Raw genomic sequence first — 17,047 nt, 5'->3', positions numbered from 1 at the left:
CAGGCAACAGGGAGACAGCGATGCAGCGCAAGCAGTCCGGTCTGAGCATGGTGGGATTCATTCTGGTGGCGGGTCTGATCGCCATCGTCGTCATTCTCGGCATGAAATCGGTGCCGGCGGTGATCGAGTACTACACCATCCTGAAGAACGTGAAAGCCATCGTGAAGAGCGGCGAGGTCAAGGGCGGCACCGTCGCCGACTACCGCAATGCCTACGCCAAGCGCGCCATCATGGACGAAATGTCCAGCGTCACGCCGGCCGATCTCGACATCGTCAAGGACACCCAGGGCGTCGAGATTTCTTTCGCCTATCAGCGCAAGGTACCGCTGTGGGGGCCGGTGAGCCTGTTGTTCGAATTCGAAGGGTCGGCCTCGGGGTCGAACTGACGCGTTGAACCCGGATGCCCAGATCGAGCAGGCGCTCGGCCACGTTTTCGCGTCGCGCGCACTGCTCGCACAGGCGCTGACGCACAGCAGCTTCTCTTCCACCCACAACGAGCGGCTCGAACTGCTGGGCGACGCGGTGCTCGACTGCGTCGCCACCGATCTGCTTTTCCGTCGCTTTCCGGACGTGCCCGAAGGTCTGCTGTCGCGGCTGCGCGCGTCGCTGGTGAAGGAAGACACGCTGGCCGAAATCGCTGCCGCCATCGCTGTCGGCGACGCGCTGCGGCTCAGCGCGGGCGAGCTGAAGACCGGCGGTCGCAGCCGCCCGGCGCTGCTGGCGAATGCACTCGAAGCGCTGATCGGCGCAGTCTTCCTCGAAGGCGGCTACGAGGCGGCGCGCAAGGTGGTCGCACGGCTGCTCGATGCCCGCCTGAATGCACTGAATCCCGAGCGCGACGCCCGCGACCCGAAGACCGCGCTGCAGGAATGGCTGCACGCGCGGGCCAAGAAACCGCCGCGCTACGAAATCGCCTCCACCTCCGGCCCGGCGCACGCACCGGTGTTCTGCGCCGCCTGCATCGTCGAAGCCTATGGTCTGCGCACTGAAGGCGAGGGGCGCAGCCGCCGCCACGCCGAGCAGGCCGCCGCCACGCGCGCACTCGAACAACTTCAGGGGCAGTCATGACCGACATCACTCATTGCGGCTTCATCGCCATCGTCGGTCGACCCAACGTCGGCAAGTCGACGCTGATGAACCGGCTGATCGGCCAGAAGGTGAGCATCACCTCGGCCAAGGCGCAGACCACGCGTCACCGCATCCACGGCGTGCTGACGCGCGACGCGCATCAGTTCGTGTTCGTCGATACGCCCGGCTTCCAGACCAAGCACCGCAACGCGCTCAACCGCGTGATGAATCGCGCGGTCACGCAGGCGCTGGCCGACGTGGACGTGATCCTGTTCGTGATCGAAGCCGGTCGGCTGACCGAGGCCGACGAAGAGGTGATCGCGCTGCTGCCGAAGGACCGGCCGGTATTGCTGCTGCTGAACAAGACCGACAAGACGGGCGATCGCGCCAAGCTGCTGCCCTTTGTCGAGCGCATCGCGAAGCTGCACGACTTCCACGCCATCATGCCGGTCAGCGCGCAGCGCGGCGACGGGCTGGACGCGCTGCTGAAGGTAGCTGGCGAACTGCTGCCTGAAGGTCAGGCGATGTTCGACGCTGACGACTTCACCGACCGCAGCGAGCGCTTCCTCGCTGCCGAATACATCCGCGAAAAATTGTTCCGGCAACTGGGTGACGAACTGCCTTACGGGCTGGCGGTCGAGATCGAGCGCTTCGAGGCGGAAGGCAATCTGCGCCGCATCGCCGCCTGTGTCATCGTCAGTCGCGAGGCACACAAAGGCATCGTGATCGGGCAGGGTGGCGAGGTACTGAAGTCGGTCGGCTCGGCAGCGCGCAGCGACATGGAGAAGGTGTTCGGTTCCAAGGTTTTCCTCGAACTGCACGTGAAGGTCCGCAGCGGCTGGGCCGACGACGAGCGTGCGCTGAAGAGCCTGGGCTTCGAGCCATGACCTCGTTGGCGATGCGCGCCATCTGCGCTGACGGGCCCACTGCCGGGAAGGCCGTGCCGTGACCTCCGGCAAGCAGCGGGTGGACGGCCAGCCGGCCTTCCTGCTGCAGTCCCACCCCTATCGCGAAACAAGCCTGGTGGTTGACGTGTTCAGCCGCGACTTCGGCCGCATCGGTCTGGTCGCGCGCGGTGCCAAGCGGCCGCGTTCGCAGTTGCGGGGCGTGCTGGTCGAATTCCAGCCGCTGGATCTGGGCTGGTTCGGTGCCGGCGAACTACGCACGCTGGCGCGTGCCGAATGGCAGCGTGCATGGCCCATGCTGTCCGGTCCGCGCCTGCTGCTGGGCTACTATCTGAACGAATTGCTGCAGCGTCTGCTGGCGCGCGACGACGCGCATCCGGCGCTTTTCGACCTGTATGCCGAAGCCGTTCAGAAGCTCGCGCTGGCGCCGGCCGAAACGGTGCGTCACGAAGCCTTGCTGCGCGGTTTCGAAAAGGCGCTGCTGCGTGAACTGGGCTACGGGCTGACGCTCGATCACGACGCCAACGGCGACGCGATCGATCCGGCGGTGCACTACATGTACAAGCCCGAACTCGGTCTGCTCGAAGGCGAGGGTGGCGTGGACGACGTCAGCCTGAGCGGCGCGCAGGCGCTGGCCATCCACGCTGACGACTACGCCGACACGCAGGTCGCGCGGTTGGCGAAGACATTGATGCGCGTGCTGATCGCGCATTATCTGCAGGGACAGGAGCTGCGCACGCGGCGCGTTTTCATCGAACTACAGGATCTCTGAACATGATCGAACTGGGCGTCAATATCGACCACGTGGCCACGATACGGCAGGCGCGCCGCACCTACGAACCGGATCCGGTGTGGGCGGCGGTCGAGGCCCATCTGGGCGGTGCCGACGGCATCACCGTGCATCTGCGCGAGGACCGCCGCCACATCCAGGATGACGACGTGCGCCGGCTGCGCGATCTGGTGCACATCAAGCTCAATCTCGAAATGGCGGCCACCGAGGAAATGGTGGGCATCGCCTGCGCACTGAAGCCGGAAATGGCCATGCTGGTGCCGGAAGGCCGGCACGAGGTGACGACCGAGGGCGGGCTGGACATCGTGTCGCAGGAGGAGCGCCTTATCGGTGTGGTCGGCCGCCTGCGCGACGCCGGCATCGTCACCAGCGTATTCATCGATGCCGAGCCGGCGCAGATCGAGGCGGCCGCCCGCATCGGCGCGCAGGTGTGCGAGGTGCACACCGGCCCTTACGCGCATGCCTTCCACGGACTTGGCCGCGACCGTGAATCACAGGCCGTGGTGGTCGAGCTGGACAAGGTGCGTGCCGGCGGCAAGATGATCCGCGACCTCGGCATGCGATTCAACGCGGGTCACGCGTTGAACTACGCCAACGTCCAGCCGGTGGCCGAACTGCCGGGCGTGCGCGAACTGCACATCGGACACGCCATCGTCAGCCGCTCGGTGTTCGTCGGCCTGCGCGAGGCGGTGCGCGAAATGAAGGCACTGATGCGCGAGGCGGCCGGGAGGGCTGCGTGATCTTCGGCATTGGCACCGACCTGTGCGGCATCGCGCGTTTCGAGCGCATGCTGGCGGAGGACGGTGACGGCATCGCGCGGCGCATTCTGGCCGCCGCCGAAGTGTCCGAGTACGAATCGGCGAAGCAGCCGGCGCACTTCCTGGCCAAGCGCTTCGCTGCCAAGGAGGCGCTGGGCAAGGCGCTGGGCACCGGCATCCGGACGCCGGTGCTGCTGCGCTCGATCGCCGTGACCCACGACGATCTGGGCAAACCGGCCTTCGCCTACGACGAAACGTTGACGGCGTGGATGAGCACACGCGGCCTGCGTGCTCATCTGTCGCTGTCGGACGAAACCGAACACGCGCTCGCCTTCGTGGTGGTCGAGCGCATGGAGAACACTGCATGAGAACGACCCCGCCCGGACCGGTCATGATCGACGTGGCCGGTTTCGAACTGGATGCTGAAGACCGCGAACTGTTGGCTCACCCGTCGGTCGGCGGGCTCATCCTGTTCGCCCGCAACTTCCACGACGCGCAACAGCTGGCCGCGCTGACCGAAGCCATCCACGCTGTGCGCAGACCGCCACTGCTGATCGCCGTCGACCACGAAGGTGGCCGGGTGCAGCGCTTCAAGTCCGATGGCTTCACCCATCTGCCGTCGATGCGCACGCTGGGTACGCGCTACGAGGCGGATGCGCAGGGCGCGCTGGCCGACGCGCGCGCCGCCGGTTACGTGCTGGCGGCCGAATTGCGCGCGCTCGGCGTCGACCTGTCCTTCACGCCGGTGCTCGATCTCGACTTCGGCCGCAGCGGCGTGATCGGTGATCGCGCCTTCCATCGCGATCCGGCCATCGTCGCACCGCTGGCTGGTGCACTGGCGGAAGGCCTGCGTGCCGCCGGCATGAAGTCGGTCGGCAAGCACTTCCCCGGCCACGGTTTCGTCGAGGCGGATTCGCACGTCGCGATTCCGGTCGACGAGCGAGATTTCGACACCCTCTGGGCCGACGACATCCGCCCCTACATCGACCTCGGCAAGCAGATCGACGCGGTGATGCCGGCGCACGTGATCTATCCGGCGGTCGATCGAATGCCGGCCGGTTTTTCGCGCGCCTGGGTGCAGGGCATCCTGCGCGACAAGCTCTCTTTCGACGGCGTGGTGTTCAGCGACGACCTGTCGATGGAAGGCGCGTCGGTGGCGGGCGATGTGGTCGCGCGCGCGGAAGCCGCGTGGGACGCGGGCTGCGACATGGTGCTCGTGTGCAACGCGCGCGACCAGGCGGTGAAGCTGATCGACGGCTGGCGGCCGGCCTTCGACAGCGTGCGCAGCGCGCGCGTCGAGTCGCTGATGCCACGCCAGCCCTACGGTGACCGCACGGTGCTGGCGCAGGACGCGCGCTACCGCGATGCCCTTGGCACGGTGCAGCGCCTGATCGCCTGACAGAGGACACTGCGAGGCATGGGTTTCGACGCGAAGGCCTGGCTGCCGACGGTGCCGGAAGACCCCGGTGTCTATCGCATGATAGGCGCCGAGGAGGACGTGCTCTACGTCGGCAAGGCGAAGAACCTGCGCCGGCGCGTGTCCTCCTACTTCCAGCGCACGCCGTCGAGTCCGCGCATCGGCCTCATGGTGGCGCAGGTCGCGCGGGTGGACATCACCGTCGTCAGGTCGGAAGCCGAGGCCCTCATCCTCGAGAACAACCTGATCAAGAGCCTGCGGCCGAAGTACAACATCCTGTTCCGGGACGACAAGTCCTATCCCTACATCCGGATCAGCAACGACCGCTTTCCGCGCATCGGTTTTTTCCGCGGCACCGTGGGGCGCGATGCGCGCTACTTCGGGCCGCTGCCGAACGTGTGGGCGGTGCGCGACACGATACAGCTGGTGCAGCGCGCCTTCCTGCTGCGCACCTGCGAGAACAGCGTGTTCGCCAACCGCTCGCGGCCTTGTCTGCTGCACCAGATCCACCGTTGTTCCGCGCCCTGCGTCGACCTCGTGTCGAAGGAGGACTACGACGAGGACGTGCGGCTGACCGCGCTTTTCCTGAACGGCCGTCATTCCGAGGTGATCGACAAGCTGTCGGCGCAGATGAACGCTGCCGCCGAAGCGCTCGCCTTCGAGAAGGCGGCGCAGATACGCGACCAGATCCGGGCGCTGTCCAAGGTGTTGCACAAGCAGTTCGCCGACAGCGCGCGCGACGAGGACCTCGACATCGTCGTGGCGATCGAGCGTGACGGCGCCGCCTGCGTCAATCACGCGATGGTGCGCGGCGGGCGCCACCTCGGCGATCACGCCCACTTCCCGGCGGCCGGGCAGGGCAGTGCGGCCGACATGCTGGTGGCCTTCCTGAGCCAGCACTACGCAAGCGGCAACGCGCCCAAGCGCATCGTCGTCAATGTGCTGCCGGAGGATGAAGTGGAGGCCCCGCTGCCGGGCTCGACGCTTGCGCTCGCGCGCAACGAGCGCGAACGCGCGTGGGCGGACATGGCACTGAAGAACGCCGAGATCGCGCTGCGCGCCAAGATCGACGCCGGCGCGCGCGCCTCGCATCGTGTGGCGGCACTGGTCGATGCGCTCCAGCTCGACGTCGCGCCCGAGCGCATCGAATGTTTCGACATCAGCCACACGATGGGTGAGGCGACGGTCGCTTCCTGCGTCGTGTGGGCCCATGGCGCGATGCGCAACGGCGAGTACCGCCGCTACAACATCGACGGCATCACCCCGGGTGACGACTACGCAGCGATGCGTCAGGTGCTGACGCGGCGCTACGAGAAGGTAGCGAGCGGCGAGGGCGCGCGGCCCGACCTGGTGCTGATCGACGGCGGCAAGGGCCAGCTCGGTATCGCGGTCGAGGTGATGGCCGAACTCGGACTCGATCTGCCGCTGGTCGGCGTGGCCAAGGGCGAAGAGCGCAAGATGGGGGCGGAAGAGCTGATACGTCCCGGTGTCGCGGCCGGTCTGGTGCTCGGGCCCGACCATCCGGCCTTGCACCTGATCGCGGAAATCCGCGACGAAGCGCACCGTTTCGCCATCGCGGGGCACCGTGCCAAGCGCGCGAAGAAGCGCCTCACGTCGACGCTGGAAGACATTCCGGGCATCGGTCCGGCGCGCCGCAAGCGTCTGCTCACGACCTTCGGCGGGCTGGCTGGCGTACGCAACGCCACGGTTGAGGATCTGTGCCGGGTCGAAGGCATCAGCCGCAAGCTCGCCGAACAGATACAGCGGCAGTTAAACTAGGGCACATGTTTACGCTGCCAACCGCGCTGACCTGGGCGCGCATCCTGCTCATTCCGCTGTTCGTCGGCGTTTTCTTCCTGCCTGATCAGACGCTGGTCATGCCGGACAAGAACCTGATCGCTACCGTGGTGTTCGTCATCGCGGCCATCACCGACTGGCTCGACGGCTATCTCGCCCGCACGCTCAACCAGACCTCCGCCTTCGGTGCCTTCCTCGACCCGGTGGCCGACAAGCTTATGGTGGCGGCGGCCTTGATCATGCTGGTCGAGCTCGACCGCACCAGCACCGTCATCGCCCTCATCATCATCGGTCGCGAAATCACCATTTCCGCATTGCGCGAATGGATGGCCAAGGTGGGGGCTGCGCGCAGCGTCGCCGTGTCGATGATAGGCAAGGTGAAGACGACGGCGCAGATGATCGCGATCCCGATGCTGCTGTACTTCGATCCGCTGTTCGGGATCGACGTCGGGTTCATCGGCGGCAAGCTGATCTGGATCGCGGCGGTGCTGACCGTGTGGTCCATGGTGTACTACATGCGAAAGGCATGGCCCGAACTGCGTGCGCGCAAGGCGATCTGAGCGCGCCGCAAAAATCTTCGGCGCGAAGTGTTGACAGCTTTTTCGGCAGGCCTATAATGCGCGCCTGTCTTGCGGGAATAGCTCAGTTGGTAGAGCGCAACCTTGCCAAGGTTGAGGTCGCGAGTTCGAGCCTCGTTTCCCGCTCCAAGATTTGAAAAAGGGGAAGTTCTTCTTCCCCTTTTTATTTGCAGCCCCTGACCGGGCTGCACCACCGGCGAGGTGGCAGAGTGGTCATGCAGCGGCCTGCAAAGCCGTGGACGCCGGTTCGATTCCGACCCTCGCCTCCAGGACAATTCGGTCGGTACGCAAGTGCCGATACGCGGGAATAGCTCAGTTGGTAGAGCGCAACCTTGCCAAGGTTGAGGTCGCGAGTTCGAGCCTCGTTTCCCGCTCCAACACCCAGAACGGGGACGCCTTTCGAGGCGTCCCCGTTCTGCTTTCCAGGCCCGCCACCTCCCCTGTATGACGCCTTCCGCGCGCACGGGCGTGTCGTAATGTCGATGCGTCCCCGCCAGCGGCGCGATATGCTGGGCCGCTATGCTCAGGCATGAGGTGCAGCATCCGTGCGTCCGCTCAAGTACCGTTGTTTCCTGTGCGTCTTCCTGCCGTGCCTGCTCGCGCTGTCTTTCGGCGCGTCCGCGGCCAGCGCGGCGGGCACGGTCCGCCTGGTCGCTGCCGAACTGTCGCCCTACATCGGTCCGACACACGCACGCGAGGGCTATGTTGCAGAGCTTGTCCGTAGCGCGTTCGAGCGCGTCGGCTACAAGGTGGATATCCGCTTCTATCCGCCGGCGCGCGCCCGCAGCGTCGCGGCTTCGGGGCAGGTCGACGGACTGTTGCCGGCGCCTGACTCCGGTTCGCTGGAGAGCGAGTTCGTGCTGTCCGCGCCCTTTCCCGGCGCCAACGGCGGTCTGCTGAAGAAGCGTTCGCTCGCCATTCCCTATCCGGCCGACGCGGCGACGCGACCGCTGGACACGCTGCGCCAGCTGTCGCATCTGCGTTTTGGCGCCGTGCGCGGCGCATCGGTCTCAGCCGCGTTCGACGGCGCGGATTTCCTCAAGCGCGAGTACGTCGATCGCGACCTGCAGAACCTCGACAAGCTGGCGCTGGGCCGCATCGATCTGATGGTGGTCGACAAATTCCGCGCCAGCGATCTGATGATCCTGCACCGCCCGCACCTTATCGGGCAGCTCGAATTCCTGCGGCCACCCCTGTTCCGCAGCGATTTTCACGTCGCCTTCTCGCGGCGCGCGCCACGGCACGAGCGGCTGCGCGCCGACTTCAATCGCGGACTGTCGGCGCTGGTGCGCGAAGGGCGCGTCGAGGACATCCTGATGCGGCACGGGCTGAGCGTGCGCAAGCCACAGGGCTCGGGACGCGACGTGATCACGGTGGCTACGGTCAACAATCCGGACATGCTGCTGCTGAAGTCGCTGTCCGCCGAGTTCACGCGCCAGAACCCGGGCGTGCAGATCGAGTGGCGGGTGCTGGACGAGAATTCGCTGCGCACGCGTCTGATGACCGATCTGGCGATTGCCGACGGCCAGTTCGACGTGATGACCATCGGCTCCTATGAGGCACCGCTGTGGGCCGCGCGCGGCTGGCTCGCGCCGTTCCGCGATCTGCCGGCCGGCTACCGCGCCGACGACCTGCTGGCGCCGGTCCGCGACAGTCTGTCCTATCGCGGCGAGCTGTATGCCTTGCCCTTCTATGCCGAGAGCTCGATGACCTTCTACCGGCGCGATCTGTTCCGCGCTGCCGATGTCGTCATGCCGGCGCAGCCGACCTATACCGACATCCGGCGACTGGCGGCGCGGCTGCACGATCCGGCCAAGGGCATCTACGGCATCTGCCTGCGCGGGCGACCCGGCTGGGGCGAGAACGTGCCGGTGCTCACGACCATGGTGAATACCTTCGGCGGCCGCTGGTTCGATCCGCAATGGCGACCGGAGATCGACAGCGCACCGTGGCGCGAGGCGGCGTCGCTCTATATCGATCTGCTGCGTCGCTACGGGCCGCCCGATTCCCACCTCAACGGCTTTCCGGAAACGCTCGACCTGTTTGCCCGCGGCCGCTGCGCGATGTGGATCGATGCAACCGTGGCGGCCGGCTTGCTGTTCGATCCGCGGACCTCGTCGGTCGCCGCCAGCCTTGGCTTTGCGCCGGCGCCGGTCGAGCGCGTCCGGGACGGCGCGAACTGGCTGTGGGTGTGGTCGCTGGCGGTGCCCGATTCGTCGCCGAACAAGGCGTTGGCGCGCCGCTTCGTCGAGTGGGCGACGTCGGCCGATTACGTTCGTCTGGTGGCGGCGCGCCGGGGCTGGGTCGCGGTGCCGCCAGGCACCCGACAGTCGACCTACGATGCACCCGGCTATCGCGACGCCGCGCCGTTCTCGCGCTTCGTGAACGAAGCCATCGCCGGTTCGCACACGCAACTGCCGGGGCGCCACTACAGCGGTGTGCAGTGGGTCGGCATCGCGGAATTTCCCGCCATCGGTCACGCCGTCGGCTCCGAGCTGGCGCGTGCTTTGCAAGGCGAGCAGGACGTCGATACCGCGCTGCGCAGATCGCAGGCCGAGGTGACGCGGCTGATGCGTGATTCGGGCTATCTGAAGCGCTAGAGCAGGCCCTAGATGAGGCCCTCGACACCGCTCGCGTCCGCTGCGCCAGCGGCGATCGCGGCACGCAGCTGAGCCAGCTGCAGCAAGGCAGCGTCGAAGTCGTAGCGCTCCATCGCGCGCGACATCTGCCGCAGCACGGGCAGGATGCCGGCGGGCTGAGGGCGCGTCAGCAGGCGGGCGATCGCTTCCTGCGCGTCGCTGTCGTTGCTGCTCAGCAGAACGTGCAGCATCTCCAGTTCGGTGGCCGAGGGTGGCGCGGGCGAGCCGGCGTCCGCCTGCACCCTCATCGCCTCGACGGTGGCGGTGAACACCTGCGTGCTGTCCGTCATCGCAGCGTCGATCGCTGCCGGATCGCCGGCACGGCAGGCCATTTCCACGGCGTCCAGCGCCGTGCTCAGGGCACGCGCCCCGAGCGTTGCCGCGCTGCCCTTGTGTCGGTGCGCCAGCTGCCCGAGCGTATCGAAGTCGCGATCGGCCCAAGCCTGCTTCAGCTGCGTCTGCGCGGCGTCCGCGCTGTCGAGGAACATGCCGAGCACGCGTCGATAGGTCGCGCGGGCGCCATTCATGCTGCGCAGCGCGGCGGCGGTGTCGAGCAGCGGCGCGGCTTCGGCAGTCGGCGCGGAATTGCCCGAGGCCTGCTCCGCCGGCGGTACGCTGCCCAGCCAGCGCGTCAACGTGCGCAGCAATTCGTCGACATCGACTGGCTTGGTCACATGGTCGTCCATGCCGGCGGCGCGCGTCTGCTCGCGCTCCCAGGGCATGGCACCGGCGGTCATCGCGATCACCGGCAGTGTGTTCAGTCGCTCGCGACGGCGTATTTCGCGGGTCGCTTCGAGGCCGTCCATCACCGGCATCTGCACGTCCATCAGCACGCAGTCGAATTCCTCCGCGTCGAGCCGTCGCAACGCCTCGGCACCGTTCTCGGCGACGGTGACACGGACACCGGCGCCGGTCAGAATTTCGACGCCCAGTTCCTGGTTGATCGGATTGTCCTCGACCAGCAGCACGCGGCGTCCGCGCAGCGCGTCGCTGCGGAAGCTGCCGGGCGCGTCGCCGCTGCTGCCTTCGGCTGTGACCTGATGACCGAGCGCCGAAACGATGGCGTCGTAGAGCGACGAGGTGCTGGCCGGCTTGGTGAGTACGCCGGCGATGGCCAGACCGGCGCCGGCCTGCTGCAGGTCGTCCGCGCCATAGGCGCTCACCATGACGACCGCGGGAGGATGCGCGAGATCGTCGCAGGACTGCACGCGGCGTATCAGTTCGATGCCATCCATGCCCGGCATCTTCCAGTCGCACACCAGCAGCGCGAACGGTGGCCGGCTGCGTAGCAGTTCGAGTGCCTGCGGGCCTGACTGCGCGCGCTCGGTGCTCAGGCCCAGATGTTCGAGGTCGCGACAGAGGATCTGCAGCGCTTCCGGGTTGTCGTCGACCACCAGCACGCGACGCTTGTGCAGTGCCGACGGCAGCGTACGCCGGGCACTGTCCGGCAACTCGCCGGTTTCGAAGCGTGCGGTGAAGGTGAAGGTACTGCCCTGGCCTTCCACGCTGTGCGCGCTCAGCGTGCCGCCCATCAGCTCGGCCAGACGCCGGCTGATCGCGAGGCCGAGACCGGTGCCGCCGAAGCGCCGTGAAATCGAGGTGTCACCCTGCATGAAGGGGCGGAACAGGCCGTCCAGCTGATCGGCATTCATGCCGATGCCGGTATCGCGCACGCCGAAAGCCAGCGTCGCGTGCTGGCTTTCGCGCGCAATGACGCGGCAGGACACCAGCACCTCGCCGCGCTCGGTGAACTTGATCGCGTTGCCGGCCAGATTGGTCAGTATCTGGCCCATGCGCAGCGGGTCGCCGACCAGCACCGGCGGTACGTCGGGCGCGACGTCGAACAGCAGGTCCAGGCCCTTTTCCTCGGCGCGCAGCGACACCACGGACAGCAGCGATTCGAATACGCGGTCCAGCCGGAAAGGCACCGATTCGATGGTGATCTGGCCCGCCTCGACCTTCGAAAAATCGAGGATGTCGTTCAGGATGCCCAGCAGCGCCACTGCCGACGCGTTGGCCTTGGCCACGAAATTGCGCTGCTTCGCGGTCAGTTCGGTCTGCAGCGCCAGCCGCGTCATGCCGATCACGGCGTTCATCGGCGTGCGGATTTCGTGGCTCATGTTGGCCAGGAACTCGCTGCGCGCCTGCGCCGCGCTCTCGGCGGCGAGCCGCGCGGCGATCAGCGCCTGCTCCGCTTCCCGCCGCGGCGTGATGTCGATCGAGAAGGCGATGTAGTGCGCAGCAGCGCCGTCGGCCGGCGGATCGAAATAGATGCCGATCTCGACCGGCACGACGCGGCCGTCGCCACGCCGCGCATCGGCCTCGACCCGTGCCTGGCCCTGCGCGCGCAGCGCCGGTTCGAGCGCACTCAGGCGTGCGCCTGTGAAGTCATCGATCACGCTGTGTGCCGGCATGCCGAGCAGACGTTCGCGCGGATAACCGTAGAGCGTGCAGGCGTGATCGTTCACGTAGCTGAAACAGCCGCTGGCGGCGTCGATCCACTGGATCGCGACGCCCGCATGATCGAGCGCGAACTGGGTTTCCTCCAGCCGGCGATTGGCCGCTTCGAGCTCAGCCGTGCGGCTGGACACCAGTTCTTCGAGGTGGTCGCGGTGGCGCGCCAGTTCCTCTTCGGCGCGGGTGCGGTCGGTGATGTCGTTGAGCACCGTGATGTTGGGGTCGTCGGCCAGCATGCCGCCGATCTCGACGATCTTGCGGCTGCCGTCCTTGCAGGTCACCACATAGGGCCGGGCGCGCACCAGTCCTGACGCACCCTGCGCGCTCGCCAGCTCCTGCCCCCAGGTCTGCAGGACTTCGGCGCGATAGGCCGGGTCGGGGTAGGCCAGTCCGAACCAGGTGTGCGCGTCCGGAATGTCTTCGAGCGTATAGCCGAAGGTGTCCACGAAGCAGTCGTTTACGTACAGGATGCGGCCGTCTCGATCGAACAGGCTGATCGGCAGCGGCAGCAGGCGGATCACTCGCCGGAAGCGCTCGTTCGAGCGCTCGAGCTCGGCATTGCGCGCTTCGAGTTGCGTCACCATGGCGTCGACCGACTTGGTCAGGCCGTGCAGTTCGCCGAGGAAGCTCAGATCGCCCAGCGCGGTGGTGGAACGACCGTGCCGCGCCACTTCGTCGGCATGGCGCTCGACCAGGCGCAGGGGCTGCAGCACCATGCGCTGCAGCGCGATGTAGAGCGCCAGCGTCAGCACCACATCGAGCAGCACAGTGAACAGCACCATGGTGGCCAGTGCGCTGCGCAGGTCCTGGTCGACGAAACGCGGGCTGCCGATGACGCGCACCTGACCGATGCGCTGGTCGCCGAAGGTCACCGGCTGCTCGGTGACGAACAGGCCCGTGCTGTCGATGTCGCCATCGACCGATTGCAGTTCCCAGTCCGCGTTGCGCTGCAGTGCAAAGCGTGCGGTGTCCAGCTGCACGACGACGCCATAGATCGAGCGGTCGCGCATGCGGCTTTCCATCAGCTTGCGCACCTGCTCGTACTCGAGATTCCAGGCCGCCGGCGCCAGCCCGACCGCGAGCTGATCGGCGGCCAGCTCGATCGAGCGTTCGAATTCTCCCTGCTCGGCGACGCTGTATGCGCGATAGGCCAGCGCGCCGACCGCTGTCAGCAGCACCGACACGGTGGTGACGATGAGCACGATCAGCAGCCCTGCAATCGATGTCGGCCGGCGAAGCGTCATCGTTCACATGCACCTGTGCGGCGTGCGGTCGGCAATGGCGTCGATCGGCTCATCTGTCCAGTATGCCTGCGGATTGCTTGCACGATGCTGACGGCGCGCGGATGCGGCGCGGAGGGCCGGTATCTAGCTCCTGGGCCGCCGCCAGTGGCGCACGCTGATGACGATCAGCGTTACCGCCGTCAGCGGCAGCGCGATGGTCTGCATCACGAATGCGTAATCGGCGAGATTGTCATGATCCTTCGCTGCCAGGATCAGATAGAGCGTATAGGCACAGTAGTAGGCCAAGAAGAGGCCGCCCTCCCAGCGCGCAATCAGGTTGCCGGTCGCGAAGATGGGCAGACAGGCGAGGCTGACCGCAACCATGACCGGGATGTCGAACGACAGCATGGCGGTACCGAGCGTCAGATCGTCGGGCGCCACAATAGACGACAGACCAAGTACCCCCAGCAGGTTGAAGGTGTTACTGCCGACGACATTACCGACCGCAATGTCACGCTGGCCGCGCAGAGCGGCGGTGATCGACGCGGCGACCTCGGGCAGCGAGGTGCCGGCGGCGACCACGGTGAGGCCGATCACGGTGTCGCTGATGCCCAGATGACGGGCGAACACGATGGCGGCGTCGACCATCAGGTTGGAGCCCACCACCAGCAGCCCCAGACCGCCGGCGATGAGCGCGAGCTGAACGGGCAGCCGCGCGTCCCAAGCCTCAGGGTGGGCTGCGAAGTCCGCGCTGTGCAGGCTGTCGGCGTATTCCTCGCTCAAGCCGGCGCTCTGGCGACGGCTCTGCACGATGAGGAAAACGGTGTATGCAACGAGCAGGCCGAACAGCAGGCCCCCTTCGCTACGCGACAGCCCGCCGTCGAGGCTGAGGCCAGCGAACAGCAGCGTGGCGCCGATCATGATTGGCACTTCCTGCCGAATCAGCTGCTTGTCGACGAGCAGCGGCGTGATCAGTGCTGAAATCCCGAGGATGAACAGTACGTTGAAGATATTGCTGCCGACCACGTTGGCGACCGCCATATCGGTCTTGCCCGCCAAGGCCGACTGCACCGAAACCGCCATTTCCGGCGAACTGGTACCGAAGGCGACGATGGTGAGCCCGACCACCAGCGGCGAGATGCCGAAGGACAGAGCCAGTTTCGAGGCGCCGCGCACCAGAAGTTCGGCGCCGGCGATCAGCGCGCCCAGGCCGAGCGCGAACAGGAGCAGGGTGGTCATGTGTGAACGGTGTCGGTTGAAAGCGGCGCTTCGACCGCGGACGCGCACAGGGGTTGCAGCGCTGCACGCCAGCGCGCGAGCTTTTCCTGCGCACCCATGCCAGCGTGCGCCGGACTGGTTGAGGGCAGGCGCAGCAGATCCAGCGTCCGCACAGGGGGCCGCAGATGCGGCATCACGTCGCGGCGGAAGTGCTTTTCCGCCGTGCCGCCATTGAAGGCGATGCGCACGATGCCCGGGTGCGCATCGAAAAAGGCGGCAAAGTCGTTGGCCTGCGCGCTGCGGACGTCGATCGCGGCGTCCAGGCTACCCGCGCGCTCGCAGCTTTCGAGCACGTCCCACAGCGCAATGCCGGCCCGGGTCAGTGCGCGCAGCCGCTCGGCGTAGGGCAGGTCGGGACCGGCGCCGAACAGCGCGCCCATGATGGGCCAGAACTGGTTGCGCGGATGGGCGTAGTAGCGCTGCGCCGTCAGTGAGGCCACGCCGGGCATGGAGCCCAGGATCAGCAGGCGCGCGGTGGCCGGGTCGGCCACCGGCGGAAAGCAGCGTACCCGTTCCACCATCGTGGTCAGCGATTGAGGACGGCGGCCAGTTCGCGCCGGTAGCGACGCACCCGTTCGTCGTCCGAGCCGAGCAGCGCGAACAGGTCGAGCAGGGCGCGACGGCCGGCGTCGTCCTCGAAGCTGCGGTCGCGGCGGACCACTTCCAGCGCCTGTTCCATCGCTTCCTCCCATTGTTCGCGCGCGGCGAGTTCCGCAACGAAGGCGAGGCGGGCGGTCAGGTCGCCCGGATTGCGCGCGATGCGGGCCGCGTAGTTCTCGTCGTCATCGCCCGGCTGGCGGCGCGCGATGGCAATGCGCGCATACAGCGTGCCAATGCGTGCACGGTCGTCCTGTTCGTAGGGCAGCGCGTCGAGCGCAGCCTGGGCGTCGTCGAGCCGACCGAGCGCAATCAGAGCCTCGACCCGGCCGAGCACAGCCGGTTCGAATCCCGGATCGATGGCCAGCGCGCCCTGGAACAGACCGAGCGAGGCGGTGGCGTCGCCGCGCGCGAGCGCGGCCTGCGCCTCTTCGAAGGCGGACAGGGCGGGCGACGGCAGCAGCGCGTCCATGAAATCGCGCAGTTCGCGGTCCGGCAGCACGCCGGTGAATTCATCGACCACCACGCCGCCGACAAAGGCCTTCACGTTGGGGATGCCGCGCACGCCGAAACGGCGCGCGAGTTCCGGGTTGTCGTCGGAATTGATCTTGGCCAGGCGCACCCGGCCGGCGTAGTCGGCGGCCAGCGCCTCCAGTCTGGGGGTCAGGACACGGCAGGGCTGACACCACGGTGCCCAGAAGTCGACCAGTACCGGCATGCGCTGGGACACGTCGATCACGTCGCGCTGGAAATTGGTCAGGTTCGCGTCGATCACGTCGGGGAGAGGGACAACGGCGGACATCGTGCTTCGGCTCCTTTTCGCGCGGCGCTCGCCGGCCGACAGGCTGGTCGGTGTCCCGGAGCAGTGCCCGGGCGCGCAGGCCGCAGGTGCAGATGCTATTGCGAAGCGGGCGTGTTCCGCCAGTTCGGCGGGTCCGACAGCCGCGGGTGGTGTTCTCCTACATGGCGCGCCCCGACGTCTTACGCGCCTCCAGCGCGGCCGGGGCTAGGCTGAAGTCATCGGGGCGCGGCCCTGCTTGTGCTGCCTCTGAAACATCCGACGGCCTCTTTTGAGGAGGCCATCATCAAACGAACCAAGGAGTCTCCAATGAAAACTCAAGCCCGAGTGCTGACCGTACTGTGTTCGATCGCCTTGACCGCGTTCTCGCTGCCCGCCGCCTCTGCCGACGTCGAAGACCGCATCGAGGCGCAGACCGAAGCCCAGTACGACGCGGCGAAGAAGCGCGCCGACATGGATTACGACGCGGCGAAGACCCGCTGCGATGCGCTCGATTCGAGCGCCAAGAAGACCTGCGTCAAGGAAGCCAAGGCCGCTCGCGAATCGGCACTGGCCGACGCCAAAGTGAGACGCAAGGCCGGGGAGGCGAGGGCCGACACGGCGGAGGACCGTCTCGAAGCCCAATACGCGGCCGCCAAGGCCCGCTGCAATGAAATGAGCGGCAACGCCAAGGATGCGTGCGTCGAGCAGGCCAAGGCCCGCTTCCAGCAGTAAGCACGCAGGGGCAGCGGGCGGGGCGAA

General features: G+C 67.0%; 15 protein-coding genes and 3 tRNA genes. 14 read left to right on the top strand and 4 right to left on the bottom strand.

The window, feature by feature from the left end:
- The first annotated feature begins 20 nt into the window (after positions 1 to 20).
- From AC51BJ_RS08110 to AC51BJ_RS08050, 13 genes are all read left to right on the top strand, one after another.
- Positions 21 to 386 carry a DUF4845 domain-containing protein gene (locus AC51BJ_RS08110; protein ID WP_430434406.1) on the top strand — a complete coding sequence of 122 codons (366 nt, stop codon included), beginning with the start codon at positions 21 to 23 and terminating at the stop codon, positions 384 to 386.
- 4 nt (positions 387 to 390) lie between these two features.
- Positions 391 to 1,068 (top strand): ribonuclease III, encoded by a 678-nt coding sequence (gene rnc / locus AC51BJ_RS08105; RefSeq protein WP_019917819.1) that lies wholly within the window; start codon positions 391 to 393, stop codon positions 1,066 to 1,068.
- Complete coding sequence (era, locus tag AC51BJ_RS08100) at positions 1,065 to 1,955, top strand: GTPase Era (protein WP_020165055.1); 891 nt, start codon at positions 1,065 to 1,067, stop codon at positions 1,953 to 1,955. Before rnc ends, era begins: the two co-directional genes overlap by 4 nt.
- A gap of 58 nt (positions 1,956 to 2,013) precedes the next feature.
- Positions 2,014 to 2,745: a DNA repair protein RecO gene (gene recO / locus AC51BJ_RS08095; RefSeq protein ID WP_496279877.1), complete on the top strand. Its 732-nt coding sequence runs from the start codon at positions 2,014 to 2,016 to the stop codon at positions 2,743 to 2,745.
- 2 nt (positions 2,746 to 2,747) lie between these two features.
- A complete protein-coding gene (locus AC51BJ_RS08090; RefSeq protein WP_430434403.1) occupies positions 2,748 to 3,503 on the top strand; it encodes a pyridoxine 5'-phosphate synthase in 756 nt (251 codons plus the stop codon).
- Positions 3,500 to 3,889: a holo-ACP synthase gene (gene acpS / locus AC51BJ_RS08085; RefSeq protein ID WP_496279876.1), complete on the top strand. Its 390-nt coding sequence runs from the start codon at positions 3,500 to 3,502 to the stop codon at positions 3,887 to 3,889. Before AC51BJ_RS08090 ends, acpS begins: the two co-directional genes overlap by 4 nt.
- Entirely contained in the window at positions 3,886 to 4,920 is a 1,035-nt protein-coding gene (nagZ, locus tag AC51BJ_RS08080) for a beta-N-acetylhexosaminidase (protein WP_496279875.1), read from the top strand. Before acpS ends, nagZ begins: the two co-directional genes overlap by 4 nt.
- A 9-nt stretch (positions 4,921 to 4,929) precedes the next feature.
- Positions 4,930 to 6,717, top strand: a complete 1,788-nt coding sequence (uvrC, locus tag AC51BJ_RS08075; RefSeq protein ID WP_496279976.1) for an excinuclease ABC subunit UvrC — start codon at positions 4,930 to 4,932, stop codon at positions 6,715 to 6,717.
- A gap of 5 nt (positions 6,718 to 6,722) precedes the next feature.
- Positions 6,723 to 7,295, top strand: coding sequence for a CDP-diacylglycerol--glycerol-3-phosphate 3-phosphatidyltransferase (gene pgsA, locus AC51BJ_RS08070; protein ID WP_019917827.1), 573 nt, complete (start codon positions 6,723 to 6,725; stop codon positions 7,293 to 7,295).
- A 71-nt stretch (positions 7,296 to 7,366) separates the two neighbouring features.
- A tRNA-Gly gene (locus tag AC51BJ_RS08065) sits at positions 7,367 to 7,442 on the top strand.
- Positions 7,443 to 7,508: 66 nt separating this feature from the next.
- A tRNA-Cys gene (locus tag AC51BJ_RS08060) sits at positions 7,509 to 7,582 on the top strand.
- Between the two features lie 32 nt (positions 7,583 to 7,614).
- Positions 7,615 to 7,690: transfer RNA gene (locus AC51BJ_RS08055), tRNA-Gly, on the top strand.
- 168 nt (positions 7,691 to 7,858) lie between these two features.
- A complete protein-coding gene (locus AC51BJ_RS08050) occupies positions 7,859 to 9,913 on the top strand; it encodes an extracellular solute-binding protein (RefSeq protein WP_496279874.1) in 2,055 nt (684 codons plus the stop codon).
- A gap of 8 nt (positions 9,914 to 9,921) precedes the next feature.
- On the opposite strand, the gene AC51BJ_RS08045 is transcribed toward AC51BJ_RS08050, so the two are convergent.
- The 4 genes from AC51BJ_RS08045 to AC51BJ_RS08030 all read right to left on the bottom strand — a co-directional run bounded on the left by AC51BJ_RS08045 (position 9,922) and on the right by AC51BJ_RS08030 (position 16,309).
- On the bottom strand, positions 9,922 to 13,653 hold the full coding sequence (locus AC51BJ_RS08045) for a response regulator (RefSeq protein ID WP_496279873.1): 3,732 nt from the start codon (positions 13,651 to 13,653) through the stop codon (positions 9,922 to 9,924).
- A 123-nt stretch (positions 13,654 to 13,776) separates the two neighbouring features.
- Complete coding sequence (locus AC51BJ_RS08040; protein ID WP_496279872.1) at positions 13,777 to 14,871, bottom strand: calcium/sodium antiporter; 1,095 nt, start codon at positions 14,869 to 14,871, stop codon at positions 13,777 to 13,779.
- Positions 14,868 to 15,431 (bottom strand): DNA-deoxyinosine glycosylase, encoded by a 564-nt coding sequence (locus AC51BJ_RS08035; protein ID WP_430434396.1) that lies wholly within the window; start codon positions 15,429 to 15,431, stop codon positions 14,868 to 14,870. The genes AC51BJ_RS08040 and AC51BJ_RS08035 overlap by 4 nt, the downstream gene beginning before the upstream one ends.
- A 5-nt stretch (positions 15,432 to 15,436) precedes the next feature.
- Positions 15,437 to 16,309 carry a tetratricopeptide repeat protein gene (locus AC51BJ_RS08030; RefSeq protein WP_496279871.1) on the bottom strand — a complete coding sequence of 291 codons (873 nt, stop codon included), beginning with the start codon at positions 16,307 to 16,309 and terminating at the stop codon, positions 15,437 to 15,439.
- Positions 16,310 to 16,615: 306 nt separating this feature from the next.
- Between AC51BJ_RS08030 and AC51BJ_RS08025 the strand changes: the two genes are divergently transcribed.
- Entirely contained in the window at positions 16,616 to 17,020 is a 405-nt protein-coding gene (locus AC51BJ_RS08025; protein WP_425761757.1) for a hypothetical protein, read from the top strand.
- The last annotated feature ends 27 nt before the right edge of the window (positions 17,021 to 17,047 follow it).

This window comes from Methyloversatilis sp. S146-33, assembly GCF_059552495.1.
The sequence above is the reverse complement of the archived record's forward strand: the minus strand, read 5'-3'. Positions and strand labels throughout refer to the sequence as shown.

Coding starts and splice junctions, on each gene's coding strand:
- AC51BJ_RS08035 (WP_430434396.1), bottom strand. CDS start 15,431: ATGGTGGAACGGGTACGCTGCTTTCCGCCGGTGGCCGACCCGGCCACC.
- AC51BJ_RS08110 (WP_430434406.1), top strand. CDS start 21: ATGCAGCGCAAGCAGTCCGGTCTGAGCATGGTGGGATTCATTCTGGTG.
- AC51BJ_RS08025 (WP_425761757.1), top strand. CDS start 16,616: ATGAAAACTCAAGCCCGAGTGCTGACCGTACTGTGTTCGATCGCCTTG.
- AC51BJ_RS08045 (WP_496279873.1), bottom strand. CDS start 13,653: ATGACGCTTCGCCGGCCGACATCGATTGCAGGGCTGCTGATCGTGCTC.
- AC51BJ_RS08040 (WP_496279872.1), bottom strand. CDS start 14,871: ATGACCACCCTGCTCCTGTTCGCGCTCGGCCTGGGCGCGCTGATCGCC.
- pgsA (WP_019917827.1), top strand. CDS start 6,723: ATGTTTACGCTGCCAACCGCGCTGACCTGGGCGCGCATCCTGCTCATT.
- AC51BJ_RS08090 (WP_430434403.1), top strand. CDS start 2,748: ATGATCGAACTGGGCGTCAATATCGACCACGTGGCCACGATACGGCAG.
- AC51BJ_RS08030 (WP_496279871.1), bottom strand. CDS start 16,309: ATGTCCGCCGTTGTCCCTCTCCCCGACGTGATCGACGCGAACCTGACC.
- nagZ (WP_496279875.1), top strand. CDS start 3,886: ATGAGAACGACCCCGCCCGGACCGGTCATGATCGACGTGGCCGGTTTC.
- era (WP_020165055.1), top strand. CDS start 1,065: ATGACCGACATCACTCATTGCGGCTTCATCGCCATCGTCGGTCGACCC.